General features: G+C 54.9%; 11 protein-coding genes. 8 read left to right on the top strand and 3 right to left on the bottom strand.

From position 1 onward, the window contains the following. Positions 1 to 24: 24 nt before the first annotated feature. Complete coding sequence (locus B9K09_RS09155) at positions 25 to 912, bottom strand: LysR family transcriptional regulator (RefSeq protein ID WP_087516519.1); 888 nt, start codon at positions 910 to 912, stop codon at positions 25 to 27. A gap of 116 nt (positions 913 to 1,028) precedes the next feature. Here B9K09_RS09155 and B9K09_RS09150 point away from each other — a divergent pair, with 116 nt between their 5' ends. Together B9K09_RS09150 and B9K09_RS09145 are read left to right on the top strand one after the other, a co-directional pair. Then, positions 1,029 to 1,727 (top strand): CoA transferase subunit A, encoded by a 699-nt coding sequence (locus B9K09_RS09150; RefSeq protein WP_087516518.1) that lies wholly within the window; start codon positions 1,029 to 1,031, stop codon positions 1,725 to 1,727. Between the two features lie 26 nt (positions 1,728 to 1,753). Next, the gene (locus B9K09_RS09145; protein ID WP_087516517.1) at positions 1,754 to 2,410 is read left to right on the top strand and encodes a CoA transferase subunit B; all 657 of its coding nucleotides are present in this window, start codon (positions 1,754 to 1,756) and stop codon (positions 2,408 to 2,410) included. 40 nt (positions 2,411 to 2,450) lie between these two features. Here the strand turns inward: B9K09_RS09145 and rnhA are convergent, their stop codons facing one another. Both rnhA and B9K09_RS09135 read right to left on the bottom strand, forming a co-directional pair. Next, positions 2,451 to 2,903, bottom strand: coding sequence for a ribonuclease HI (gene rnhA / locus B9K09_RS09140; RefSeq protein WP_087516516.1), 453 nt, complete (start codon positions 2,901 to 2,903; stop codon positions 2,451 to 2,453). A 56-nt stretch (positions 2,904 to 2,959) separates the two neighbouring features. Further along, positions 2,960 to 3,736 (bottom strand): SAM-dependent methyltransferase, encoded by a 777-nt coding sequence (locus B9K09_RS09135; RefSeq protein WP_087516515.1) that lies wholly within the window; start codon positions 3,734 to 3,736, stop codon positions 2,960 to 2,962. A gap of 77 nt (positions 3,737 to 3,813) precedes the next feature. Here B9K09_RS09135 and gloB point away from each other — a divergent pair, with 77 nt between their 5' ends. The 6 genes from gloB (at position 3,814) to B9K09_RS09105 (ending at position 12,432) form a co-directional block, all read left to right on the top strand. Beyond that, the gene (gloB, locus tag B9K09_RS09130) at positions 3,814 to 4,587 is read left to right on the top strand and encodes a hydroxyacylglutathione hydrolase (protein WP_087516514.1); all 774 of its coding nucleotides are present in this window, start codon (positions 3,814 to 3,816) and stop codon (positions 4,585 to 4,587) included. Positions 4,588 to 4,686: 99 nt separating this feature from the next. Next, positions 4,687 to 6,231 carry a LysM peptidoglycan-binding domain-containing protein gene (locus tag B9K09_RS09125; RefSeq protein WP_087516513.1) on the top strand — a complete coding sequence of 515 codons (1,545 nt, stop codon included), beginning with the start codon at positions 4,687 to 4,689 and terminating at the stop codon, positions 6,229 to 6,231. Positions 6,232 to 6,599: 368 nt separating this feature from the next. Further along, positions 6,600 to 8,429 carry an extracellular solute-binding protein gene (locus B9K09_RS09120; protein ID WP_371917453.1) on the top strand — a complete coding sequence of 610 codons (1,830 nt, stop codon included), beginning with the start codon at positions 6,600 to 6,602 and terminating at the stop codon, positions 8,427 to 8,429. Continuing rightward, on the top strand, positions 8,426 to 10,336 hold the full coding sequence (locus tag B9K09_RS09115) for an extracellular solute-binding protein (RefSeq protein ID WP_256574280.1): 1,911 nt from the start codon (positions 8,426 to 8,428) through the stop codon (positions 10,334 to 10,336). Before B9K09_RS09120 ends, B9K09_RS09115 begins: the two co-directional genes overlap by 4 nt. Before the next feature lies 1 nt (position 10,337). Beyond that, entirely contained in the window at positions 10,338 to 11,411 is a 1,074-nt protein-coding gene (locus B9K09_RS09110; RefSeq protein WP_087516511.1) for a microcin C ABC transporter permease YejB, read from the top strand. 1 nt (position 11,412) lies between these two features. After that, positions 11,413 to 12,432, top strand: a complete 1,020-nt coding sequence (locus B9K09_RS09105) for an ABC transporter permease (protein ID WP_087516510.1) — start codon at positions 11,413 to 11,415, stop codon at positions 12,430 to 12,432.

Here is a 12,432-nt window from a genome sequence, read left to right as displayed (position 1 = left end):
AATCTTAGCATGGGTGAATCCCAGCTAGCGCTTATCAGTGACCTCAATTAGTTTTTCGCTCAGCGCTTTGGCTGCCGCAGAGATAGTTGTTCCGGCGAGGTGAATCAGCCCCACCCGCTGCTCTACGCGTGGCTGGTTTAACGCGACGCAACGCGCCCCCAGCGCCTCCATCTGCTGGAGACACAAACTCGGCACCACACTGACGCCCAAGCCCTGGGACACCATGCGCCCGATAGTCACCAGTTGATGGCTTTCAAACGCCACGGGCAGACGACCATGGTGTGCGCTGACGCTATTCTCTAGCAAAGTCCGTACTGCTGAAGGCCGTTGCAGAGCAATAAACGGCTCGCTAAGCAAGTCGCTCCACTGCAGTTCTTCATAGCTGGCCAACCGGCTGGCTGCAGGTACTACAGCAATGAATCGATCCAAATACAGCGGGGTAAAGTCCAATCCCTCGAGTGACTCCGGCTCCAGCACGACACCCAACTCAACGCGATGGTTGCGCACCATTTCCACCACCTGCTCGTTAACCACGTCGTGCACCGTGACATTGATATCAGGGTGGCAATCACGGAACGCCTTCAGCGCCACCGGCAAGAGACTTGCCGCGAATGATGGCAGCGCCGCAATGGCGACCCGGCCGAGCTTTAGGGTGAAGTGCTGACGTAAAAGCTCCTCGGTGTTGTCCCAGTCAGCGATCAACCGACGGGCGATGGGCAACAGCACCTCACCCTCGCGAGTCAGCGCCACACTGCGGGTTGTGCGCACCAGCAAGGCGCCGCCGAGCGACTCTTCAAGTGTCTTGATCGCCAAGCTCAAGGCAGGCTGCGAAAGGTGCAGATGCTGGCTGGCCTGAGCAAAAGACAAGGATTGAGCGACGGCAAGAAAGGCGCGAAGTTGCTTGATCGACATTATTCAGAAAAACCTATCAATACCAATTAAAAACAAACTTAACAAATAATACCCAGCAACCGACACTGAAGCCATCTCCGGTCCCCGACCGATGCCACGACCACAGGAGCAACGAGATGGCAGGACTAGATAAGCGCGTGAATAGCTATGAGGAGGCACTTGCCGGGCTCACCAATGGCATGACTGTATTGGCCGGTGGCTTCGGTCTTTGCGGAATCCCTGAAAACCTGATTGCTGAAATACACCGCCTTGGCGTTCGGGGCCTGACTGTGGTTTCCAACAACTGCGGGGTTGATGGCTTTGGTCTGGGTGTACTGCTTGAGGACCGGCAGATTCGCAAGATGATCGCCTCATACGTCGGCGAGAACTCATTGTTTGAACAGCAACTGCTAAGCGGCGAGCTGGAAGTGGAACTGACGCCGCAAGGCACACTTGCCGAGAAACTGCGCGCAGGCGGTGCGGGCATTCCGGCGTTTTTCACCGCCACAGGTTACGGCACCCCCGTTGCTGAAGGTAAAGAAGTACGCGAGTACGCAGGTCGCAACTACATCCTGGAACCGTCGATAACCGGCGACTTCGCCATCGTCAAAGGCTGGAAAGCAGACCACTTCGGCAACGTCATCTATCGGCATACGGCGCAGAATTTCAACCCACTGGCCGCCACCGCCGGGCGCATCACCGTGGTCGAAGTTGAGGAAATCGTCGAACCCGGCGAACTCGATCCGGCGCAAATCCACACGCCCGGTATCTATGTCGACCGAATCATTCAAGGCCGCTTCGAAAAGCGCATTGAAAAACGCACCGTGCTGGCGTGACCCATCCGAACTGACAAGAGGCGACTATGGCACTTACCCGTGAACAAATGGCGCAACGCGTGGCGCGCGAACTCAAGGACGGCTACTACGTTAACCTGGGCATTGGCATTCCAACACTGGTGGCCAACTATGTGCCGAATAACATTCAAGTAATGCTGCAATCAGAGAACGGCCTGCTCGGCATGGGCGCCTTTCCTAAAGATGATCAAGTCGATGCAGACATGATTAATGCTGGCAAGCAGACCGTTACTGCCATCAAGGGCGCATCGATTTTTTCCTCGGCCGAATCCTTTGCCATGATTCGCGGCGGTCACGTTGACCTCACCGTGCTCGGTGCTTTCGAGGTCGATGTCGACGGCAACATCGCCTCATGGATGATTCCGGGCAAGCTGATCAAAGGCATGGGCGGCGCCATGGATCTGGTGGCGGGTGCCGACAATATCATCGTGACCATGACTCACGCGTCCAAAGACGGTGAGTCCAAACTGCTGTCACGCTGTAGCCTGCCCCTCACCGGTGCCGGTTGCATTAAAAAAGTGCTGACCGACCTCGCCTACCTTGAAATAGAAGGCGGGGCCTTCATTCTGCGCGAGCGCGCGCCAGGGGTTAGCGTCGAGGAAATTGCCGAGAAAACCGCGGGCCGGCTGATCATTCCTGAGCACGTGCCGGAAATGACATTCTGACTCCGTCACCCTTCACCACCGCCAGGCAGCGGTGGTGAAACTAGGCGTGCTTCAAAGCCCTGACGTCATCAACCCCACGATTAGCCAGTTGGTCGGCGCGCTCATTGCCGGGATGGCCGGTATGGCCGCGCACCCACTGCCACGTCACTTTGTGCCGATTAACCTGCTCGTCTAGCTGTTGCCATAGATCTGCGTTCTTAACTGGCTGCTTGGCAGCAGTCTTCCAGCCGCGTTTTTTCCAGTTCGGCATCCAGTCTTGAATACCTTGCATGACATATTGCGAGTCCGTCACCAGACGTACATCGCACTCGCGCTTGAGTTCAGCCAGCGCACGAATTGCCGCGGTCAGTTCCATGCGGTTGTTGGTGGTCTCGGCCTCGCCACCCCACAACTCTTTCTCGACACCTTTAAACACCAGCAAAGCGCCCCAACCACCTACGCCAGGGTTACCCTTGCACGCGCCATCGGTATAGATTTCAACTTGTTCTGACATGCAGAGCATTTCTCTCAATAATTAAATCAAACAGGCGAGCGTGCCTGCCTTATGTACTAGGGCTTGTCGGAATCACGGCGACTGACCTTTGCCACCGGCATCGGCACCATTGCGCCCATCGGCTCACGACGGGACTGACGCAGTGGCCGCAAACCCACGACCAACTTGCGCGCCACCAATAGATAGAAACCACCACCAGGAGCATGCCAAGCGCCACCCCATGATTCCAATGGGGTCAATCGCGCCTGCCAGGCACGCGAAGCAAGCGGCGGACGATAGCACCCGAAGCGGCGTTTCTCCAGCGCAAAACCGAGCAGATGCAGCCAGTCACATACCCGATTGGCGGAGATACAGCGCGCCTGATGCAAGGCATCACGAGCCAACACATGGCGCAGCCCCCAGCAGCTTGCCGGGTTAATTCCGACGACCAGCAAATGCCCACCGGGCCTAACGCTGTGCGCCGCCTCACGCAACAACCCGTGAGGTGACAGACTGAAATCCAAGCCATGTTGTAACAGCACCACATCAGCCGCATGTTCGGTCATTGGCCAAGCCTGTTCTTCGCAGGCGATATCAACCCCGGCAAAGGGTGCGCCGACACGCACACTATGCTGAACTTGTGCAGCGTTAGGCACCTCGCCTGCAAAGGGTCCGTAGTGCAACATATAGCTGCCGAAGAAGCGCGCAAGCTCCTCTTCAAGCAAGGGCTGCTCACTTTCAAGCAGTAGTTGCCCATAAGGCCCTTGAAACCATTCCCGAGCACTGGCAATCAAATTCAACCATTGTGCATCGGCGTCGGCAAACGGCGTTTCTGAGCGATGCTGATCTGACATTAATCGGTTCCTGCGTAGCCCTTAACCTCTGTGAGGCCTAAGATGCACTTTTGTTTAAACCTTGGCGAATGACGACCATGATAAACATCGAAGCCCTACCTGCATTCTCTGACAACTATATCTGGTTGTTACAAGATCCCGCGTTACGCCATTGCGCGGTAGTGGACCCAGGCGATGCAGCTCCCGTTGAAAAGTGGCTGAGCAGTCACCCAGACTGGAAACTAACCGACATCCTGGTCACCCATCATCACTTTGATCATGTTGGCGGTGTCGAGCAGTTAAAAGCAGCCACCGGGGCCCGCGTGACCGGCCCTGCCAATGAAAAAATCCCAGCCCGCGACGTGGCGTTAAGCGAAGGCGATGAAATTCAAGTGCTTGGACAGACCTTACGGATTATTGAGGTCCCAGGCCACACACTGGGGCATATCGCTTATTACCAGGCCGAGAATAATTGGCTGTTCTGCGGTGATACGTTGTTCGCAGCGGGTTGCGGTCGTTTGTTTGAAGGAACCCCTGAACAGATGCATGACTCCTTAACCCGGCTGGCAGCCCTGCCCGCTTCTACCGCAGTCTACTGCACCCACGAATATACGCTGAGCAATCTGCGCTTTGCTTTGGCCGCGGAACCTGACAATGACGATATTGCCCAGCGCATCAGCAATGTCACGCAATGGCGCCAGAACGATCAGATAAGCCTACCTTCCAGTCTAGAACTGGAGCTGGCAACCAACCCTTTTTTGCGCACAGATAAACCCAGCATTTTGCAGAAATTAGACGAGCGGAGCGGCACCCATGAACGCTCCCCGGTGCAGGCATTTGCAGAGCTTCGTGCCTGGAAAGATAACTTCTAAAAAGTCGACACACCCACAAAACGCTGGTCAAAACTTGACCAGCGCGGAAACGGTTTCTAGAATCGCCCGATCTTTGCATCTGGAAAACCACCGCCGCCAATGCTTCTATCACCACATAACCCCTTGAATTCAAAGGCATTAGCACAAAACGCTCAAGCGCTCGTGGTGGTGTTTTGTGCAACCCTGGCTGGCTGCCAAACTGCGCCAGAAGTCAGTGACGAATTGACCTTAACTCAACGTCACAAACCAGAACCTGTGTGGCTCAATACACAGACCAAAGAATACGTGGCCACTGACATCTGGGAACGTGTACGCGACGGCTATCAGATGCAAGATATCATTGGTATCAATCCACGCATCGAACAGCAGCGCCTTTGGTTTGTAAGCAACCCCTCCTTCATCGAAAACGCCAGCGAACGCAGCAGCCCCTACATTCATTACATCGTAGAGCAGCTCGAAGAGCGCAATATGCCGACCGAACTGGCATTGCTACCGATGATTGAAAGCGCCTACAACCCACTCGCTCTTTCTCATGCGAAGGCAGTAGGTTTATGGCAATTCATGCCAGCCACCGGCAAACACTTCAACCTTCGTCAAACCAGTTGGTATGACGGCCGCCGCGATGTCACGGCTTCGACCAATGCAGCGATGAATTACCTGACGCGTCTGCATGACATGTTCAACGGTGACTGGCTACTCGCACTCGCGGCGTACAACGCAGGCGAAGGCCGGGTCAGCAGAGCGATTGAGCGTAACCAGAAACTTGGCCTGCCAACTGACTACTGGAACCTCTCGCTACCCACTGAAACCCAGAACTATGTGCCTAAGCTACTTGCCCTTTCGCAGGTCGTAATGACCCCGAAAGCCTATGGCGTCAGTCTCAGCCCGGTTGCAAACCAACCCTACTTCGAGCAAGTTGCGCTAAAACAGAACATGGATCTGTCGAAGATCGCTGAAATGATGGACCTTGACGAGGATGAGCTGTATCAGCTCAATCCAGCCTTCAAGCGGCGCATCACCATGGACGGCCCACCGAGCTTATTGGTGCCCATCGATAAAGCCGAAAAATTCACTGCTAGCTTGTCGACCATGAAGCCCCAGGACATGATCAGCTGGCAGGAATACAAGGTTCGCCGCGGTGACACGCTGAGCGGTATCGCGAGTCGCTATAACACCAGCGTCAACGGCATCCGTGAGCTGAACAAGCTAACCAGCAACAGCCTACGCGTTGGCCAGACTCTTAGCCTGCCAATGCGCGCGGGTGTGAAGATTGACTCTGGCCAACAGATTGCCAGTGCCCGGGCCACGACGCCACGCAGCTATCGAGTCAAGGCAGGCGACAACCTCTGGTCGATCGCCAAAGCCAACAAGGTCTCAGTCAATCAAGTCAAACGCTGGAACAAACTCAGCGGCAACTCGCTGAAAATTGGTCAAACCCTGGCGCTTGCAGGTACGCCTAGCGCTGGCTCACCGGTTAGTCGCAAGCAAAATACTGTTACTTACTACAAAGTGCGTAAGGGTGACTCATTATCGATGATCGCGCAGCGCTTCAAAGTACCGGTCAAACACCTCAGGACGTGGAATCCACGTACCGGCAGCGCATTGCGCCCCGGCCAAACCTTGACCCTGCGCTTGCCTCGCTAACAATCTGAAAACGACCAAGCACCCGCTTGGTCGTGTAGGCTTCGCGTCTAAAGACACACGACCTGCGTACAAAGCGCTCCCTAACGTTACCCTGTGACCGCAGCAACGACAAATGACGCTAATCACCGGTAAAAAATTAGCCGCGCGAAAGTAAGTCGAAATTTTGCACATTGAGTCCGTGCGGGTATAGGTTATGCGGCCGTAACAGCGTTCCTGAGCGGCGCCCGATACCTGTCATGGGCAAGATTCATTTTTAATAACAGTACGCTTACAGGACACTCAAGAACCTAGTCTTTTTCCTGTCGATACAAGCTGTTACTGTACCGGGCAAGATGCCCATAGCCGCCACGGATCGGATATATCACTTGATACGTCGCCTCATCCCATTACTGGTCAGCCTTGTTGTGTGTTTCCCCGCTGGGGCAACCATCATCAAAAGTCATGGCTACGCTCAATTTGGTGCACTCAAGTACTCAGCTAGCTTCACCCATTTCGATTGGGTGAATCCTGATGCGCCAAAGCAAGGCACCATGCGCATGATGGCCTCAGGCACCTTCGACACACTCAACCCTTATACATTCAAGGGTTCCAGTCCGATCTCGACTGCAAACTTCTTGCAGTACGGCGTCAACGAGATGAACGAGCCGTTGATGGTTGGCACCGGTGCTTATGACCCTTCAGGGGATGAGCCCGCATCGAGCTATGGCTTGATCGCCGAGACGGTCGAATACAGCGAAGATCGCAGCTGGGTGGTCTTCAACCTGCGTAAGAACGCCAAATTCCACGACGGCAAGCCGATTACCGCCTATGACGTTGCCTTCTCCTATCGCATCCTGCTCAAGGAAGGCCACCCGCAATACCGCACCAATCTGCAGGAAGTGAAGCGTGTCGATATTCTCAATCGCCACCGCATCCGTTTCGTGTTCAAGCGCGCGGGTAATCCTTTATTGATACTACGCTTGGGCGAGTTGCCGGTATTGCCGCAGCACTACTGGAAGGACCGAGACTTTACGGCCACCACTTATGATCCTCCGCTGGGCAGTGGCCCCTACAAAATCAGCAAAGTGAGTCCGGGGCGCAGCCTGACCTTTGAGCGCGTGAAAGACTGGTGGGGCAAAGACTTGGCCGTCAACCGCGGCAAGTACAATTTCAATAAGGTTCGAGTCGACTTTTATCGTGACAGCAATGTCGCCTTTGAGGCATTCAAAGCGGGCGAGTTTGATTTTTACATCGAACAGCAGGCTAAAAACTGGGCGAACAGCTACAACTTCCCTGCCGTGCAGCATGGCGATGTTATTCGTGCAGAAATTCCGCACAAAATCCCAACCCAGACCCAAGCGCTGTTTATGAATTCGCGGCGTCCACTGTTCGCCGACGCCAAAGTCCGCGAAGCGCTGGGGCTGATGTTTGACTTCGAGTGGACCAATCGCACCCTGTTCAACGGCTCCTACACCCGCGCCAGCAGCTACTACCCGAACAGTGAGTTCTCTGCGACCGGCAAGCCTGTAGGCGCGGAGTGGCTGCTGCTCTCGACCTACCGCGATAAGCTGCCGAAAAAGCTGTTTACCGAACCCTTTGTGGTGCCCAAAACCCAAGGTCACGGTATTCCGCGGGAAACCTTACGCCGCGCCCTGAGTCTATTTGCCGACGCTGGCTGGAAGGCTTCGGAAAATGGTCTGGTCAACAGTAAAGGTGAACAGTTCCAGTTTGAGTTACTGCTGGTCAACTCTGGTCTGGAACGTATCTATGAGCCATTTACCAGAAACCTGGCAATGCTCGGGATTCAAGCGAATCTACGCACCGTCGACCGCGCCCAATACAAGCAGCGATTGGATCAATTCGACTTTGACATGATTTCCCTGACACTTCCGCAAACACTCAGCCCGGGGCTTGAGCAGTCGCTCTATTTCCATTCCAGCCAAGGCAAAGTCAAAGGTGGCAAGAATTATGCTGGTATCGACAGTCCCGTGGTTGATGCCATGGTTGAAAAGCTGCTTTCAGCGCAAACCCGCGACGAACAAGTCGCAGCAACCCGCGCCTTGGACCGCGTGTTGTTGTGGGGCTATTACAGCATCCCCAACTGGTACATCAATTATCACCGGCTGGCTTATCGCAATCGCTTTGCTCATGTCCCCACACCGCCTTACACACTAGGGCTGCGTACGTGGTGGCTGAAACCCACGGAGAAAACCCAATGACGCATTCACTGCGCTCATTTGCAGTACAAAGTAGCGCCATTTTGTTGCTCGGCCTGTCCTGCTTGGTCCAAGCAGCGCCACAACATGCCGTCACCTTGTATGACGAACCGCCGAAATACCCGGCCAACTTTACCCATTTTGACTACACCAACCCTGACGCCCCAAAAGGCGGCACCTTGCGGCAAGCAGGCTTCGGCAGCTTCGACAGCCTTAATCCGTATATCAACAAGGGCGTACCTGCCAATGATCTCGGCTTGATCTACGACACGCTCACCGTCCACGCCCTGGACGAGCCATTCACCGAATATGGCTTAATCGCAGGCAAAATCGAAAAAGCCCCTGACAGCAGTTGGGTGCGCTTCTATCTGCGGCCTGAAGCCCGCTTCAATGACGGTACGCCAGTCACTGCCGAAGACGTCAAGTTCACCTTCGACACGCTGATAAGCAAAGGCTCACCGATGTTCCGCGGCTACTATGCGGACGTTGAAAGCGTCGAGGTCGAAGGCCCTCTTAAAGTACGTTTCAAGTTCAAACATGCGGGCAACCGCGAACTGCCGCTGATCGTCGGTCAACTGCCCGTGCTACCCAAACACTGGTGGGCAGAGCGTGACTTCAGCAAGAGCAATCTGGAAGTGCCGCTGGGCAGCGGGCCTTATCGCATCAGCGAGGTTAAGCCCGGCCGCAGCATAAGCTACAAGCGGGTCAAGGATTATTGGGGCAAGGACCTCGCGGTAAACCGTGGTTTCTATAACTTCGATACCATGCGCATTGATTACTACCGCGACAACGACGTTGCCTTGCAGGCGCTCAAGGCCGGTCAGTTCGACTACTGGCTGGAAACCAGTGCCAAGAACTGGGCGACCGCATATGACACATCAGCCGTTGCTAATGGCCAGTTGATGAAGGAAGAACTCAAAAACTCCAACCCCACCGGCATGCAGGGGTTTGTCTTCAATATTCGCCACGACCTGTTTAAAGATTCACGCGTGCGTGAGGCATTTGGCCTGTTGTTTGATTTTGAGTGGGCTAACAAACAGCTGTTCAATGGTGCCTACACCCGGACCCATAGTTATTTCGACAACTCTGAGTTGGCTTCAAGCGGCCTGCCGGATGCGGCCGAGCTAAAGATACTTGAGCCGCTGCGCGACAAAATCCCGGCCAAGGTGTTTACCGACGAGTTCACTCTGCCAGTGACCGACGCCACCGGCATGATTCGTGAGCAACAGCGCCGTGCTTATCAGTTGTTGCAAGAAGCCGGCTGGCGGGTCGAGGGCGATCACATGCTCGACGCGACCGGCAAACCCGTCAGCTTCGAATTCTTGCTCGCCCAGACTGAATTTGAGCGTGTGTTGCTGCCTTATAAACGCAACCTGGCTGATTTGGGCATCGACATGGTAATCCGCCGCGTCGACGTTTCGCAGTACATCAATCGTCTCCGCTCGCGTGATTACGACATGATTGTGAGCGGCTTTGCGCAGTCCAACTCACCGGGCAACGAGCAGCGTGAATACTGGCATTCGAGCAGTGCAGACCGACCTGGCAGCCGCAACTTTATTGGCCTTAAAGACCCGGCCATTGATGAACTGGTGGTTGGCCTAATTGGCGCCGACTCGCGGCAAAGCCTGATTAATCACACCCGCGCGCTTGATCGCGTGTTGCTCTGGGGCTTCTACGTAGTGCCTAACTGGCACATCAAGACGTGGCGCGTGGCCTACTGGAATACCCTGCAACACCCCGATGTCACGCCGATGTCCGACATTGGCCTGAATACCTGGTGGGCACGCCCCAAATCGCCAGAGGCGCAAGCTGCAGAGCAGACAACACCAGCAACTGATGCCCCTGAAGAGCAAGCTGAACCACCCAAAAAGCCGAATGATGCGCTAACGACTGAAGGCACGGAGCAATAATATGCTGGCGTATATCATCCGTCGCCTCTTGCTCATTATCCCGACGCTGTTTGGCATTCTGCTGATTAACTTCATCATCATCCAGGCCGCGCCAGGTGGCCCGGTTGAACAGATGATTGCCAAACTTGAAGGCTTTGAAGGCGCGACCAGCCGGATATCCGGTGGCGGCTCCGAAGTGTCCGTCGCGGGCTCGAATTACCGTGGAGCGCAGGGTCTTGACCCTGAACTGATTGCTGAAATCGAGCATATGTATGGCTTTGACAAACCAGCACCAGAACGCTTCTGGATAATGCTCAAGAACTACGCACACTTCGATTTTGGCGAAAGTTTCTTCCGTGACGCCAAGGTACTCGACCTGATCATCGAGAAGATGCCAGTGTCCATCTCGCTGGGGCTGTGGAGCACCTTGATCATGTATTTGATCTCGATTCCCATGGGCATCGCCAAGGCCACCCGACACGGCAGCGCATTTGACGTCTGGACCAGCTCGGCCATCATCGTCGGCTATGCGATTCCGGGGTTCCTGTTCGCGATTCTATTGATTGTGGTGTTCGCCGGCGGCAGTTACCTCAACTGGTTTCCATTGCGCGGGCTCACCTCAAACAACTTTGAGGACCTGAGCACCACCGGCAAGATTCTTGATTATTTCTGGCACCTGGTCCTGCCCGTCACCGCGCTGGTTATCGGCAACTTCGCCACCCTGACCCTGCTGACCAAGAACAGCTTTCTCGATGAGATCAACAAGCAATATGTGGTCACCGCCCGCGCCAAGGGCCTGACCAATACACGCGTGCTGTACGGCCACGTATTTCGCAACGCGATGCTATTGATCATTGCAGGGTTCCCGGCGGCTTTTATCGGTATTTTCTTTACCGGCTCACTGCTGATTGAAGTCATTTTCTCACTCGACGGCCTGGGCTTAATGAGTTTTGAAGCGGCTATCAACCGCGATTACCCCGTGGTATTTGGCACCCTGTTTATCTTCACGTTATTAGGTTTGGTGGTGAAATTGATCGGCGATATCACCTACACCCTGGTCGATCCGCGGATTGACTTTGAAAGCAGGGAGAATTGATATGGCGCTTTCCCCAATCAATAAACGTCGTTTCGAGCTATTCAAAGCCCACAAACGCGGCTGGTGGTCATTGTGGATCTTCCTCGCACTGTTCACGCTGACCTTGGGTGCCGAGTTGATCGCCAACGACAAGCCCTTGGCCGTGCGCTACGACGGCGAATGGTACTTTCCAGTATTCAAACGCTACCCAGAAACCGTATTTGGCGGTGAGTTCCCGTTACAGGCCAACTACAAAAGCCCTTACATCAAAAAACTGATTGCCGACAAGGATGGCACGATGATCTGGCCGATCATCCCGTTCAGCTATTCGAGCATCAACTACGACCTGCAAGTCCCGGCCCCTGCACCGCCCTCCTCGGTCAACTGGCTAGGCACCGATGATCAAGGTCGGGATGTGTTGTCGAGAGTGATATATGGCTTCAGGATTTCGGTGATGTTCGCCCTGATCCTGACCATTCTCAGCTCGATCATTGGCGTCTTTGCAGGCGCCTTGCAAGGCTTCTATGGGGGCTGGGTTGACCTCGTCGGCCAGCGCTTCCTTGAGGTCTGGTCGGGCCTGCCAGTACTCTACTTGTTGATCATTCTGGCCAGCTTCGTGCAACCCAACTTCTGGTGGTTGCTGGGCATCATGTTGCTGTTCTCATGGATGAGCCTGGTGGACGTGGTACGCGCCGAGTTCCTGCGCGGACGTAACCTTGAATACGTACGTGCAGCGCGAGCCTTGGGTATGGAGAACGGCGCCATTATGTTCCGCCACATTCTGCCCAATGCCATGGTTTCAACCATGACCTTTATGCCGTTTATCCTCACTGGGGCGATCGGTACGCTGACCGCGCTGGATTTCCTCGGCTTTGGCTTACCGCCAGGTTCACCATCGCTTGGTGAGCTGGTTGCACAAGGGAAAGCCAATCTCCAAGCACCATGGCTGGGAATCAGCGCTTTCGCCGTGCTGGCAATCATGCTCAGTTTGCTGGTGTTTATTGGCGAGGCCGCTCGCGATGCCTTCGACCCGAGGAAATAA

It is taken from the genome of Pseudomonas sp. M30-35, from assembly GCF_002163625.1.
Lineage (GTDB): Bacteria > Pseudomonadota > Gammaproteobacteria > Pseudomonadales > Pseudomonadaceae > Aquipseudomonas.
The sequence above is the reverse complement of the archived record's forward strand: the minus strand, read 5'-3'. Positions and strand labels throughout refer to the sequence as shown.

Bases quoted from the DNA above. Each gene is read 5' to 3' on its own strand.
- B9K09_RS09155 (WP_087516519.1), bottom strand. From the start codon at position 912: ATGTCGATCAAGCAACTTCGCGCCTTTCTTGCCGTCGCTCAATCCTTG.
- B9K09_RS09150 (WP_087516518.1), top strand. From the start codon at position 1,029: ATGGCAGGACTAGATAAGCGCGTGAATAGCTATGAGGAGGCACTTGCC.
- B9K09_RS09145 (WP_087516517.1), top strand. From the start codon at position 1,754: ATGGCACTTACCCGTGAACAAATGGCGCAACGCGTGGCGCGCGAACTC.
- rnhA (WP_087516516.1), bottom strand. From the start codon at position 2,903: ATGTCAGAACAAGTTGAAATCTATACCGATGGCGCGTGCAAGGGTAAC.
- B9K09_RS09135 (WP_087516515.1), bottom strand. From the start codon at position 3,736: ATGTCAGATCAGCATCGCTCAGAAACGCCGTTTGCCGACGCCGATGCA.
- gloB (WP_087516514.1), top strand. From the start codon at position 3,814: ATGATAAACATCGAAGCCCTACCTGCATTCTCTGACAACTATATCTGG.
- B9K09_RS09125 (WP_087516513.1), top strand. From the start codon at position 4,687: ATGCTTCTATCACCACATAACCCCTTGAATTCAAAGGCATTAGCACAA.
- B9K09_RS09115 (WP_256574280.1), top strand. From the start codon at position 8,426: ATGACGCATTCACTGCGCTCATTTGCAGTACAAAGTAGCGCCATTTTG.
- B9K09_RS09110 (WP_087516511.1), top strand. From the start codon at position 10,338: ATGCTGGCGTATATCATCCGTCGCCTCTTGCTCATTATCCCGACGCTG.
- B9K09_RS09105 (WP_087516510.1), top strand. From the start codon at position 11,413: ATGGCGCTTTCCCCAATCAATAAACGTCGTTTCGAGCTATTCAAAGCC.